Genomic DNA, 12,287 nt, shown 5'->3' on the forward strand with positions numbered 1-12,287 from the left:
GCAGCGCTCGTCTGCCTGGGTTTCCGCCTGACGGGGCGATCAGATCTTCAGACGCGAGACCTTGGTGCCCGCCAGCGAGACATCGGCCATGAGACCCGCGTTGGTGAGCACGAAGGCTTCCACCGGATTCGTGGCCGTGTTGGTATCGACCGTGCCGTTCGCGCCCACGGTCACGAGCGCCACCGAAGCGTCGGCGCCGGCCGCCCAGCCGTCCGTCGCGCGGAATTTGTCGAGCGCGTCTTGCGTCATGAAGGCAAAGATGAGCGCCTTCGATTGCGCGCCTGCCTGCAGGCCGAACGAACCGGACACGGTGCTGTAGTAACCCACCGTTGCGCCGCCCACGCGCAGCGCGCCCTCGCCATACTGCGCGCCCACGATGAAGCCGGCCTGCAGCACCTCGGGGAACACCAGCACGCCGCGCGACTTCGCGAGGAGCTCGTGCGAGCCGTGCACGGTCGAATAGAGCCGCGACAGGGTAGAGTCGACGGCCGAATCGATCGACTGCCGCTTTGACATGTTGCTCGACGCCGACGTATTCGAACCCGTGGTCGTGGTGCAGCCTGCGAGCGCGAGACCGCCCGAGGCAAGCGTCACCGCCGCCGTCAGCATGAAGTTGCGTCGTTGCATTTGGTATCTCCACACGAATGAGAGTGCGAGGAAGTCGCAGCAAACCGCATGCCCGACTTCTCCTCCAGTTGGCCAAAGCTGCTTTTCGGGCGACGCCGCCGGTCGCCTTGGCCTCGCCTTGGCCTGATTGTGCCCGAATAATGCGGTTAGCGTATATGAAGGCGCAATGTCAGCAAACACTGCGTCCGCACGGGTAGTGCGTTCGGCTCACGGTGTGGTGGCCTGCCACGACGCATCGGGATCGAACGCCTTGATCGCCGCCGCCGCTTGCGTGCCATTCGGCCCGAGGTTCTTCTGATAGAGCTGCCCGTCCTGGTTGACGATGAAGCTCATCACCCCGCTCTTGCCGTACTGCGCCGGCCAGGCCACGAGCGCGAAACCGCCGCTCAGCTCGCCGTTTTCGAGGTAACTGCGCGCGCCGCCGCCGGCGTGCGGTCCTTGCGCGGTGAGGATGCGGAAGTGATAGCCGTGATAGCCCTCCTTCGGCGTGATCTTTGCGTTATGCGGCATGGTTTGCGCGAGCGGCCCGAGCGGACTTTCGGCTTCGCCCGGCGCGGCTGGCCAGTAGAGCCCGTCGTGCGTGCCAGGCGTGCTTACCAGGCGCTGCGCGTAGTGCTGCGTGAGCTTGCGATAGTCGTTCTGCGCGTCGACGTAGGCGAGCGAGGTGAGCATGGCGGCCCGTTCGTTGCGGCCGATGCGGCGCGTGAGGATTTCGCTCGCGCCTTCGCGCGGGTCGAAACGCCAGCCCTTGCCCGTCTGCACGACGGGAATGGGCAGCGTCCAGCCGCTGTCGCCCACTTCGACGTGAGCACTCGCTTCGCCGGCAACGGGCGTGGCGTCGGGCACGATGCGATGACCCTTCGCCCAGGCGCCAAGATAGTCGTAGATATCGTCCTGACCGATGTTCCGGGTCGGAATGAATTCGGCGAAATCGTTGCCGAGGACGCGCTTCATGGCGCCCTCGTCATTGGTCGCGAGCGCGTCGGTGAAAGCGTTCGCGGCGGCCTCGGGCGTGGCGTAGACGGCTTGCGCGTACGCGGCCGCTCCGGCCAGCGGCGCCGGCAGCAGCACGGGCGCGGCAAAGAGCGCGAATGCCGTGCCGAACGCGAGCACGTAGTCGTGTGCGAGGCCGTGCAACAGGCAGCGTGCGGAAATGCGGATCATCGTGAGGCTCCTCATGAGATTCAACGTTATCGACGGCCGAAGTGACGTCCACCGCCGCCGCCACCGCCGCCGAACCCGCCGCCGCCAAAGTTCGCGCGAGGCGCCTGCGCCATGCCGCCGCCGCTGAAGCCGCCGCGATTCTGGAACGCTTCGCGGCTTTGCTGGCCGCGTTGCTGTTCGAGGCGCGCATTGGCGCCGTCGCCCGCGCCGCGCAACGCGTTGTCGCGGTTCATGTTCTGCGCGCGGTTGTTGAGATCGTTGGCCCGGTTCGCGTTTTGCGCGCCGTTTGCCGCGCGGTTGTTGAACGCGTTGCCGCGGTTTGCGTCGCCGTTTTGCCCGCGGTTGTTCAATTCGTTGCCACGATTGCCGTTCGGCCGCCCGCCGCCATTTGCGCCGGTGCGATTGCCGCCTTGCTGGATGTCGTGCAACCGCTCGCTCGCGTTGCCGCCCATGTTCTGGCCCGTGCGGTTTTCCAGCGTCTGCATGGCCTGCGCGCGCGACGGGTCGTAGCCGCGGTACGCGTTGCGCTGGCCGTTCATGTTCGCGTTGTTGAAGTTCTGCTGGCGACGCTCGACGTTGGCGTTGCGATTCCAGTTCGACGTTGCGTTATTCGTATTGATGCGGTTGTTGACGTTGATGTTGTTGTAGCGATTGACGTTGATGTTCACGTCGTGGTTGTTCCAGTTGAAGCCGCCCCACAGCGAGTTCGCCACCGCCACGCCCGCGCCGAACGCCAGCCCGCTCACGAAACCCGCTGCAATGGCATAGCCCGGAGGCGGCGGCATGTAGACGGGCGGATAGGCCGGATACGGCCAGGCGCCGTAAACCACGGTGGGGTTATAAGTCGGCACATAAATCACCTGCGGATTGGCCGGCTCGATCACGATGGTTTGCGTCGACGATGTGCTGGAGGCCGGTTGCACCACGACTTTCTGCTGCTCGTTCGACTTGAGGTTGCCTGCCTTCTGCGCCTGCGCGCGCAAGCGCTGCACCGAATCCATCACGTCGTTGGGCTGCGCGAGAAACGCATTGCCGATCTGCTGGACCCACTCGGGCTTCGAGGCCATCGTGGCGAGCACCTGCGGGAAGGCAACGAGCGATTGCACGCTCGGGTCCCACGGTTCGGAAGCCACGGCCTTCACGGCCGCGTCGCCCTGCAGGTTCGGATTGGACTTCGCCCACGCGGCGGCCGCCTGCACGTCCTGTGGAAACGTGGCGGCCATGAGCACCTGCGCGAGCAGCGCGTCGGGATAGAGCGCGACAGGTGCAGTGAGCGAATCGAGCTGCTGGTTCGAAAGGTGGCCCGCGTTCTGGGCCGACGCGGGCGTGGGTTCAGGCAGTCCGACGAAAAGCGGCGCGCCCGCGAGCGCGGCGCACACGAGCCAGGCAAGACGCTGGCTTGCACCGGATGTTTTCACGTGATTCCTCCCGCTTACGGAACGATGTGCCGATAGGTGCAGCGACCGGATATTTGCAAACCATCCGATTAAAAATGCTACGGGGTGCTACATAAAATAAGAGAGCGGGCCTTGCGGTGTCAATGAAAGACAAGGTTGCAGCACCATGATTACGCGACGCGCATCAATCGCGAACGAAACGACATCGAGCGCAACAATCGGCGCATTCGCGACAGCCGCATCAATCGCCGGCGTATCGGTCAGATCGCCCTGGAATGCGCCTGCGACTCGTGCGCACCCAGGTGCATGCGCACAAACCCCACATGTTCGCGCAGCACGTAAAACGCATCGGCATACGCGAGCGGCATGCGTAACGTGTTGAGCGAACGCTCGATCTCGTCGAGCTCATCGAGGAGCACGCGGCGTTGTTCTTCGTTCGTATGCTTGAGCGCGTCGCGCTCGATCGCGATGAGCGCGCCGTAGTAGCGATAAATGCGCGAACGCACGCGCCATCGATACAACGCCGGTATCGCGCGCAATGCGGGAATCACGAGCACCGCTACCGGCAGCAGCAGCACGAGCAGGCGATCCGTCACGCTTGCGAGCCAGAACGGCAACGCGCGATAGAGAAAGCTCTTGCCCGACTTGTAATAGCGCATAGCGTCTTCGCTGATGCGAAAATCGTGCACCGCCGGGCTCGGAAATTCGCCTTCTCGCTGCATGAGTCCAGGCGCGCCGTTCACCTCGCCCGCTGCTTCGATGAGCAGGTCGGAAAGCGCCGGATGCAGCGTGTCGCGCGCAACGAGTTCCACGGTCGGGCCGATGAGATGCACGGTTTCGCGCGGCTGCCGTCTGCGAAGGTCGAGCACGCCGGGCGGCAGGTCGATGTCTTCGAGGTAGGGAAAAAGCCGCGTATAGGCCGCAGCTTCGTCGAAACTCATCACCGAAACGCCGGGTATGTCGAGCAGACGCAGCATGAGCGTGCGCGTGGTCGAATCGCCGCTCAGCATGGCCGCTTCGACGCGACCGGAAACGAGCGCCGTAGCCGCCTCCATGCCGTCGAGCGGCAAGAACGTGGAGTCGCCGCCCGGCTCGATGCCGTTCGCGGCGAGCAGCTTGAGCGCGAGCTCGCGCGTGCCGCTGCCCACGCGGCCGATGGCGATGCGCTTGCCGTCGAGGTCGGAGAGTTGCGTGAGGCCCGAGCCGCGATAGAACACGACGATGGGCAAATAGGCCACGTTGCCGAGCGACATGAGCGAGCGCGTATCCGCGCCGTCGGCCACGCCGCCCTGCACGAACGCGAGATCCACGTGCGCCTTCGGATCGAGCAGGCGCTGCAGGTTCTGCACCGAGCCGTCCGATTCGAGAATCTTCAGCTTCACGCCGTTGCGCGCGAGGATCCTGCGATAGGCCTCGGCCATCTGCATGAAGGAGCTGTCGGCGGGACCCGCGCTGATCGTGATCGTGCGCGGCGGCGCCGGGTCGACGAGCCAGAAGACCAGACCGATGACGACTGCGCAGAACGCCGCTACGGGCAGCGTGGTCAGCAGGACATCGCGCCAGGCGGGATGCGCGTGGTCACGCAGAAAATTGGGCGGCGGCGGTCGATGTCGTCTCATGAGAACGCGGCGGCAAGCGTCAGACTCCGAGAGCCTGGTCACATGACAGGCCCGGCGTTCTCATGATGCCATTTTCGCGCCAGATCTGATCGCTGGCTTGCCGCCGTGCGCGAAGCGCTCACGACCCCCCGATACCGTAAGCCGCGCGTCAGCCACGCCTCCCTCGTGAGCATGAACAGCTCGGCCTGCCGCAGCGCAAAACGGTTGCATTCCTCGCGCGTTACCCGCTTTGTCGCCGTCATCGTCGTCCTCGCCCCTTCAGTCGGCCCGAAGTGGCACGGCCGTCATACTTTCCCGAAGGCGAGCGCGATACCCTGGCCGCCGCCGACGCAAAGCGTCACGTCGCCTTCGAGCTAGCGTGTCTGCGATCTCGCCGGCGCACGCGAAGTGGATAACGCCCGCAACGTTACGGCGCGGCCGTGAAATCCGCCCGGTTCGGCTGCGCGAACCGCCTTCATCGTTTCGGGCGCAAGGTCCGCGAACTTGCCCGCCAGCGTGTGCGCGGCAAGACAGTAGTCGCAACCCGCCACGTCGCTCGCCGCGAGTTCGATCGCTTCGATGCGACGCCTCGACGTTGGGCTTGTATATGTATATGCGCAGGTCAGCCGGTAATCGAACCTCGAACAAGCTTGCGCGCGGCATCACACTCTGGCCGCGCCGGCCATAACCACCTCACAGCCTTCATTCAGTCTTCGGCTTCGGGGGCGCCTCGCGCATCATACCGTCGAAAAACGCCGTGGCGTGGTCGATAAACGCGCGCACCTTCGCGGGCAGCAGCGTGCGCGTGGTGTAGGCGAGGCGAATCTCGATCTGCATGTCGACGATCGGGTAGCCGTCGAGCAGCGTCACGAGCTTGCCCGCCTCCAGTTCCTCCCTCACGAGCGCGGTGGGAAGAATGCCGATGCCGAAGCCTTCCAGCACCATCTCGCGGTTGAACTCCGGGTTGTTCGAGGCGATCTCGTGACGCAGCGGGATGACGATTTCCTCGTCGCCCTCGCGAAAGGCGATGGAGGGCTTGCGCATGGAAGGCGGCATCGGCACGAACACATGGTTGGCGAGGTCGGCGGGACGCTTCGGCGTGGAATGGGCGGCTAGATAGGCGGGCGTCGTGACGAGCGCGAGCGGAATGCGTTCGAGCAGTCGCGTGACAGTGGAGTCGTTGTTGAGCATGAACGGCAGCACGAGGCCGAGGTCGTAGCCGTCTGCGATCAGGTCGACGGGGCGCTCGGTGAGAATGACGTCGAGCGTCACTTTCGGGTGCGCGCGCTTGAAGCTCGCGATGAGCGGCACGAGGCGGTTGACGGTCGCCGTGGTGTGAGCGACGAGGCGCAGCACGCCGTTCGCTTCGCGCGTTTGCACGGTGGCGTCGGCCTCGAGGGCGTCGAGGTCGTCGAGCACGCGGCAGCAGCCTTCGTAGAAGCGCTCGGCCGTCTCGGTAAGCGACACCGCGCGCGTGCTGCGGTGAAAGAGCCGGCTGCCAAGGCGCTTTTCGAGCCGCGCGATCGCGCGCGAAACGACCGGCGTGGTGAGGCTATGCATGTCCGCGGCGCGCGTGAAGCTGCGCGCCTCGACGACGGAGCGGAAAATCCGCAAGCTGTCGATATAGTCCATGGTCGTGAGGCAGGTGGCGTTGGCGTAGCTTATGGCGTGGCGGGCGCGAATCGAAGCGGGGCGCGGTGCTACCCCTCGCCGAACACCCCTTCGCAAAACGCGCGGCCCTCGTCGGATAGGCTTGCCGTCCCCGTTCCGTCCTCGGCGTGCGTCGTCACGACCAGGCCGCTGTCCACGAGCGCCGTCAATTGTCTGCGCAATCCGCTCATCGGCACACCGGCTTGCTTGGAAAGCCTGGCGAGCGACCACGCGCGCGCCGGCTTCCCAGGCATTGCGCGCGCTTCGCGCTCTGCACGCCACAACTGTTCGAGCACGGCGACCAGCACAGGATCGACGCCCGCGTCGTCGGCTTCGCCATTGCGTTGTTCATCTGCGTTCATCGTCCGCCTCCTTGCTCATCTTCGCGACCATCTCGCCGAGCGTCTTCAGCGCCGCCTCGGTCTGCGCGGTCCATGGGTAGCTGTAGTTCAGCCGAATGTAATGGTGATACTCGTTGCGCATCGAAAACATGTAGCCGGGCCCGATGGTAATGCCCTGCGCGAGCGCCGCCTGATAGAGCCGCATCGAATCGACGCGCGGCGGCAATTCCACCCACAGCACGTAGCCGCCCTGCGGCTCGGACGTGCGCGTGCCCGCAGGAAAGAAGCGCTCGACCATCGCGCGCATGAGCCGGGCCTGTTGGCGATAAAAGCGCCGCACGCGGCGCAGATGCCGATCATAGCCGTCGTGACGCAGATAATCGGCGAGCGCTACCTGCGGCACGGAAGCCGTGGTGAGCGTATTGAGGAACTTGAGCTTCTCGACCTGCGCGCGATAGCGTCCCGGCAGCGCCCAGCCAATACGATAGGATGCCGAAAGACTTTTCGAAAACGACGCGCAATGCAACACGAGGCCGCGCGTGTCGAACTGCTTGAGCGTGGAAGGCCGCGTCTCTCCGAAGTAAAGCTCCTGATAGACGTCGTTCTCGATAACGGGCAGGTCGTGCGTCCCGGCAATCGCGACGAGCCGCGCCTTGTGCGCGTCGGGCATGCGAAAACCGAGCGGATTCTGGAAGTTCGGCATCACCATGCAGGCGGCCACTTTCTGGCGCGCGAGCACGCGCTCGAGCGCGTCGAGGTCGATGCCGGTGTCCGCGTGCGTACTCACTTCGATGGCGCGCATGCCAAGGCGCTCGATGGCGTGCAGCATCGCGTAGTAGGTGGGCGATTCCACGGCCACCGTGTCGCCCGGCTTCGCCACGGCCTGCAGACTCAGGTTGATCGCCTCCGTCGCGCCCACGGTAATGACGATTTCCTCGGGATCGACGCCGACGCCGTTTTCCGCGTAGCGCCGCGCGATCTGGCGAATCAGTTCGGGATTGCCGGGCGGCAGATCGTCGATCAGATTCCAGCTCGCGTGGCGGCGGGCGATGGCGTTCGCGTACTGGTTGATGCGCCGCCAGGGGAACAGCGCCGGGTCAGGATACGGCGAGCCGAGCGGCACCGCGTCCTGCGCGCCAATGCTGCGCAGGGTGGAAAGCACGAGGCGGCTCACGTCCACGTTGGCCGGCACGGGCTGCCTCGGCGCGCTCGCGCGGCGCGGCTTGCCTGTGAGCATGGCGTGGGCGCTCTCGTTGCCTGGCGTGCGGCGCCCGTGCGAGGCATCCATGCGCATCCGCACGAAATAGCCCGATTGCGGCCGCGACTCGATCACGCTGCGGCTCTCGAGCAGCGCGTAGGCGTGCAGCACCGTCTTGATGCTCACGCCGTATTGCTGGCTCGCGCGGCGCACGGAGAGGATGCGCTCGCCGGGGCCGAACACGCCGCGCCGCACGGCGGCTTCGATATCGTCGGCGAGTTGTTCGTATCGGGTCACGTTCGATTGAGCGAAAAGATTAGACCGCGCGAGCGGTGTCGATCCCCGCAAGTCTATGACAAAACGCCGCAACTGTATCCCTTGTCTTTTGGTTTTTCTGTGATCTCCGGGAGCACAGGAACACAGTAGCCTTGGCTCATCGGGCAAACCGCCCTTCGCATCGAAAGCCAACCGCACCACATCATGAAGAAGCCGCAAGGTCGCATCGAGCCGTATCACCACCCCGCCGCCGGCTGGGGCGCGCTCAAGCAGGTCGCCATCAACCTCATCAAGGAAAAGGTGACGGGCGGCAATTACCGCACGCTGCTCAAGCAGAACCAGCCCGACGGCTTCGACTGCCCCGGCTGCGCGTGGCCCGACCGCGAGCACGCCTCGACGTTCGAGTTCTGCGAGAACGGCGTAAAGGCCGTCGCGGCGGAAGCGACGAGCAAGCGCGTGACGCCCGGGTTCTTCGCGCAGCACACGGTCAGCGAGCTGATGGCGCAAACGGACTACGAGCTGGAGCAGCACGGCCGCCTCACCGATCCGCTCGTCTACGACGCCCTGCAGGACCGCTACGTGCCGATCGAATGGGACGCCGCGTTCGAGCTGATCGCGAAGCACCTCAAGGCGCTCGACGATCCGAACCGCGCCGCGTTCTACACCTCGGGCCGCGCGAGCAACGAAGCCGCGTTCCTCTACCAGCTATTCGTGCGCATGTACGGCACGAACAACTTCCCCGACTGCTCGAACATGTGCCACGAAGCCACGAGCCGCGGGCTGCCGGGCACGGTGGGCATCGGCAAGGGCACGGTCACGCTCGACGACTTCGAGCACGCCGACACGCTGCTCATCTTCGGCCAGAATCCCGCGACGAACCACCCGCGTATGCTCGGCGAACTGCGCGAATGCGCGAAGCGCGGCGCGACCATCGTCTCGATCAATCCGCTCAAGGAGCGCGGGCTGGAGCGTTTCGCGAGCCCGCAGCACACGCTCGACATGCTCTCGCCCAAGGGCGTGCAGATCAGTTCGGTGTTCATCCGTCCGCGCGTGGGCGGCGACTTCGCGCTCATCAAGGGCGTGGCCAAGCGCGTGATCGAACTCGACGACGATGCGCTCGTCAACGGCATCGAACGCGTGCTCGACGTCGATTTCATCGCGCAGCATACGGTGGACTTCGACGCATTCGCCGCCGACCTGCGCGCGGAATCGTGGGACACGATCGTCGCCGAAGCAGGCGTGCCGCTCGAAGACGTGCTCAAGCTCGCCGACATCTACGTGAAGGGGAAGGCCGTCATCTCGACGTGGGGCATGGGCCTCACGCAGCACAAGAATTCGGTTCCGACGATCCAGCTGCTGTCGAACCTCATGATGATGCGCGGGAACATCGGCCGGCGCGGCGCGGGCCTGTGCCCCGTGCGCGGCCATTCGAACGTGCAGGGCGACCGCACGGTGGGCATCGAGGAGAAGCCGACCCCGGCGTTCCTCGACCGTCTCGGCCAGGCCTACGATTTCGAGCCGCCGCGCAAGCACGGCTACGACGTCGTGGAGACGATCCACGCGATGCTCGAAGGCCATGTGAAGGTGTTCATCGGTCTCGGCGGCAACTTCTCGATCGCCACGCCCGACACGCCGCGCACGTGGGACGCGATGCGCGCCTGCGCGCTCACGGTACACGTGACGACGAAGCTCAACCGCAGCCACCTGATCCACGGCCGCGACGCGCTGATCCTGCCCACGCTCGGGCGCACCGAAATCGACCTGCAGAACGGCGTGCCGCAGGGCGTGAGCGTCGAGGATTCGATGAGCATGGTGCACATCTCGTACGGCATGAACCGGCCCGCCTCGCCGAACCTGCTTTCGGAGATCGCGATCGTCGCGCGCATGGCGCACGCCACGCTCGGCAGCGAGAAGGTGGACTGGCTCGGCCTCGCCGCCGACTACGCGAAGATCCGCGACGGCATCGAAAAAGTATTCGACGGCTTCGAGAACTACAACGAGCGCCTGAAGCATCCGGGCGGCTTCCACCTCGGCGTGGCCTCGCGCGAGCGCGTGTGGAAAACGCCGAGCGGCAAGGCGCAGTTCGTCGTGCATCCGATCGCGCTCGACACGCCGATCCACCGCGCGCGCGCCGCGCACGGCGAGCGCCTCATGACGCTCATGACCACGCGCTCGCACGATCAGTACAACACCACGATCTACGGTCTCGACGACCGCTATCGCGGCGTGTACGGCCTGCGCCGCGTGCTGTTCGCGAACCGCGACGACCTGACGATGCTCGGCTTCGAGCCGGGCCAGCACGTGGACATCACGAGCGTCTGGGACGACGGCGTCGAACGGCACGTCGAGGACTTCCTGCTCGTGGAATACGACATTCCGCGCGGCTGCCTCGGCGCGTACTACCCGGAGACGAACCCGCTCGTGCCGCTTTCGTCGGTCGCGGACGGCGCGGGCACGCCCACGTCGAAATCGATTCCGGTGCTGTTGAGCCCCGCCCGAGCTTACGCCGACACCCCGGCCATCGCAGCCTGAGCATCGGCGGTTCGTTCGCGCGCCCCGGCCATCGCGCCTGGGCCGTCCGCATTCGCGGCAGTTAGCCCGCGAGCTTGCGGAACGTCTCCAGCACGGCCTCGCCCTTGAACGGCTTCACGATCCAGCCGCGCACGCCGGCCGCCTTGCCGCGCTCCTTCATCGCCGGGCTGCTTTCCGTGGTCAGCATCACGACGTTCACGGCCGTATTCGCGAGTTCGCCGCGAATTTTCTCGACCATCGTGAGACCGTCCATGTTCGGCATGTTCACGTCGCTCACCACGAGCTTCACGCCGGGGTTCGAGCGCAGCTTGGCGAGACCGTCCTTGCCGTCCACCGCCGTGTCCACGTCGAGACCGTTCTTGCGCAGAAAACCCGCCACTTCGTCGCGCACCGTGCTCGAATCGTCCACCACCAGAATCTTTGCCATGCTGTCCTTCTCCTTCGCGCCGGGTGTGGCGCGTCTTTGATCAAAATAATTCGAGTTCGCCGCTGGCCTGTTCTTCTTCGGCAGCGGCGGCGGCCTGCGCGGCCGTTTCGTCAAACCCTTCGCGCGACCAGCCGAGGCTGAACACGAAACGCTGGTCGATGACCACCTCGCGCCCCGTGTCCGGGCACGTGAGCCGATACTTGATGCACAGTTGAGGATTGTCGGAACCAAACGACAAATAGCGCCGCCGATGATTGATGAGCAGCGGCACCTGCACCGGCGCGCGGCCCCAGCCCGCCTCGCCGGCCGCGAGCGCATTGCCCAGATAGCGGTTGCGGAACGCGCCCCACACGAGGTTCGTGAGTTCCGCGAGCACGCCGTTCACGTCGCGGAAGTCGCTGGCCTCGTCGCGGCCCGCGCGCGGCGGCAGCAGCTCGATCAGCGGGGCCTCCTCGGTCTGCATGAGGAGCCAGCCGCGGCACCATGCCGTCTCGATCGGAATGAGCGTGAGCACTTCGCCGAAGATGATGCGGTCGCGCACGATGCCCGGCACGTCCCAGTTCACGTCCAGCCCCGGAAAGAGGCCGCGCAGGCGGCCGAACGTCATGTCGGTAATGCCGTCCACGAGCGGGTCCGGATAGTCGTGCGAGAACACCTGTTCTTCGAGCACCGTGACGAGCGTTTGCGGATCGCTGCCGAACCAGACCCCGCACGGCACGCGCCGCAGCGGCTCGGGCAGCGCGTCGCTGTGCTCGTGCGAGGCGCGCCGCAATACGATCGGCAGTTCGGGGCGCTCGGCTTCGAGCGCGACGGCCACGGCCGCCGCGGCGTCGATCGAGCCGCCGAAGTCCTCGCCGAGCAGCACCCCGCCCAGGTCGTAGTGCATCTTCAGCGCCGCCGAAAGCGCGTCGCGCCGCACCGGCACGCATACGCAATTCAGTGCGGCACAGGTTTGCGCAATCGCCTCCGCGCGCGCGGCATCGCTTTCCAGCAGCAGCAGTTTGCTGACCGGCTTGTTCGCGTTCATGTTTCCCTTCCCCGCTTTCGACTGCTTCAACTCATCCGCGCACGTCGTGC

At 65.7% G+C, this 12,287-nt stretch carries 11 protein-coding genes; 1 reads left to right on the plus strand and 10 read right to left on the minus strand.

Going from position 1 to position 12,287, the window contains the following annotated elements; genetic code table 11:
* Window positions 1–39: 39 nt before the first annotated feature.
* The 8 genes from BLU17_RS28825 to BLU17_RS28860 all read right to left on the minus strand — a co-directional run bounded on the left by BLU17_RS28825 (window position 40) and on the right by BLU17_RS28860 (window position 8,272).
* Window positions 40–627 (minus strand): BPSL1445 family SYLF domain-containing lipoprotein, encoded by a 588-nt coding sequence (locus BLU17_RS28825; protein WP_092005025.1) that lies wholly within the window; start codon window positions 625–627, stop codon window positions 40–42.
* A 207-nt stretch (window positions 628–834) separates the two neighbouring features.
* Window positions 835–1,791, minus strand: coding sequence for a DUF2950 domain-containing protein (locus BLU17_RS28830; RefSeq protein WP_092005028.1), 957 nt, complete (start codon window positions 1,789–1,791; stop codon window positions 835–837).
* Window positions 1,792–1,817: 26 nt separating this feature from the next.
* A complete protein-coding gene (locus BLU17_RS28835) occupies window positions 1,818–3,209 on the minus strand; it encodes a DUF3300 domain-containing protein (RefSeq protein WP_092005031.1) in 1,392 nt (463 codons plus the stop codon).
* A 239-nt stretch (window positions 3,210–3,448) separates the two neighbouring features.
* The gene (locus BLU17_RS28840) at window positions 3,449–4,807 is read right to left on the minus strand and encodes a TAXI family TRAP transporter solute-binding subunit (RefSeq protein WP_092005034.1); all 1,359 of its coding nucleotides are present in this window, start codon (window positions 4,805–4,807) and stop codon (window positions 3,449–3,451) included.
* Between the two features lie 353 nt (window positions 4,808–5,160).
* Window positions 5,161–5,412: a carboxymuconolactone decarboxylase family protein gene (locus BLU17_RS28845; RefSeq protein ID WP_092005037.1), complete on the minus strand. Its 252-nt coding sequence runs from the start codon at window positions 5,410–5,412 to the stop codon at window positions 5,161–5,163.
* A 76-nt stretch (window positions 5,413–5,488) separates the two neighbouring features.
* Entirely contained in the window at window positions 5,489–6,418 is a 930-nt protein-coding gene (locus tag BLU17_RS28850) for a LysR family transcriptional regulator (protein WP_092005040.1), read from the minus strand.
* Window positions 6,419–6,486: 68 nt separating this feature from the next.
* Window positions 6,487–6,798 carry a helix-turn-helix domain-containing protein gene (locus BLU17_RS28855; protein ID WP_092005044.1) on the minus strand — a complete coding sequence of 104 codons (312 nt, stop codon included), beginning with the start codon at window positions 6,796–6,798 and terminating at the stop codon, window positions 6,487–6,489.
* Window positions 6,785–8,272, minus strand: a complete 1,488-nt coding sequence (locus BLU17_RS28860) for an aminotransferase-like domain-containing protein (protein ID WP_092005047.1) — start codon at window positions 8,270–8,272, stop codon at window positions 6,785–6,787. The genes BLU17_RS28855 and BLU17_RS28860 overlap by 14 nt, the downstream gene beginning before the upstream one ends.
* 183 nt (window positions 8,273–8,455) lie before the next feature.
* On the opposite strand from BLU17_RS28860, the gene BLU17_RS28865 reads away from it, so the two are divergent.
* On the plus strand, window positions 8,456–10,783 hold the full coding sequence (locus tag BLU17_RS28865) for an FdhF/YdeP family oxidoreductase (RefSeq protein ID WP_092005050.1): 2,328 nt from the start codon (window positions 8,456–8,458) through the stop codon (window positions 10,781–10,783).
* 61 nt (window positions 10,784–10,844) lie between these two features.
* On the opposite strand, the gene BLU17_RS28870 is transcribed toward BLU17_RS28865, so the two are convergent.
* Both BLU17_RS28870 and BLU17_RS28875 read right to left on the minus strand, forming a co-directional pair.
* Entirely contained in the window at window positions 10,845–11,210 is a 366-nt protein-coding gene (locus tag BLU17_RS28870; protein WP_092005052.1) for a response regulator, read from the minus strand.
* Between the two features lie 40 nt (window positions 11,211–11,250).
* A complete protein-coding gene (locus tag BLU17_RS28875; RefSeq protein ID WP_092005055.1) occupies window positions 11,251–12,237 on the minus strand; it encodes a chemotaxis protein CheX in 987 nt (328 codons plus the stop codon).
* Between the last annotated feature and the right edge of the window lie 50 nt (window positions 12,238–12,287).

Source organism: Paraburkholderia lycopersici, assembly GCF_900096975.1.
In the GTDB taxonomy this organism is placed as follows: Bacteria; Pseudomonadota; Gammaproteobacteria; order Burkholderiales; family Burkholderiaceae; genus Paraburkholderia; species Paraburkholderia lycopersici.

Bases quoted from the DNA above. Each gene is read 5' to 3' on its own strand.
- BLU17_RS28870 (WP_092005052.1), bottom strand. From the start codon at position 11,210: ATGGCAAAGATTCTGGTGGTGGACGATTCGAGCACGGTGCGCGACGAA.
- BLU17_RS28855 (WP_092005044.1), bottom strand. From the start codon at position 6,798: ATGAACGCAGATGAACAACGCAATGGCGAAGCCGACGACGCGGGCGTC.
- BLU17_RS28875 (WP_092005055.1), bottom strand. From the start codon at position 12,237: ATGAACGCGAACAAGCCGGTCAGCAAACTGCTGCTGCTGGAAAGCGAT.
- BLU17_RS28840 (WP_092005034.1), bottom strand. From the start codon at position 4,807: ATGAGACGACATCGACCGCCGCCGCCCAATTTTCTGCGTGACCACGCG.
- BLU17_RS28850 (WP_092005040.1), bottom strand. From the start codon at position 6,418: ATGGACTATATCGACAGCTTGCGGATTTTCCGCTCCGTCGTCGAGGCG.
- BLU17_RS28830 (WP_092005028.1), bottom strand. From the start codon at position 1,791: ATGATCCGCATTTCCGCACGCTGCCTGTTGCACGGCCTCGCACACGAC.
- BLU17_RS28825 (WP_092005025.1), bottom strand. From the start codon at position 627: ATGCAACGACGCAACTTCATGCTGACGGCGGCGGTGACGCTTGCCTCG.
- BLU17_RS28865 (WP_092005050.1), top strand. From the start codon at position 8,456: ATGAAGAAGCCGCAAGGTCGCATCGAGCCGTATCACCACCCCGCCGCC.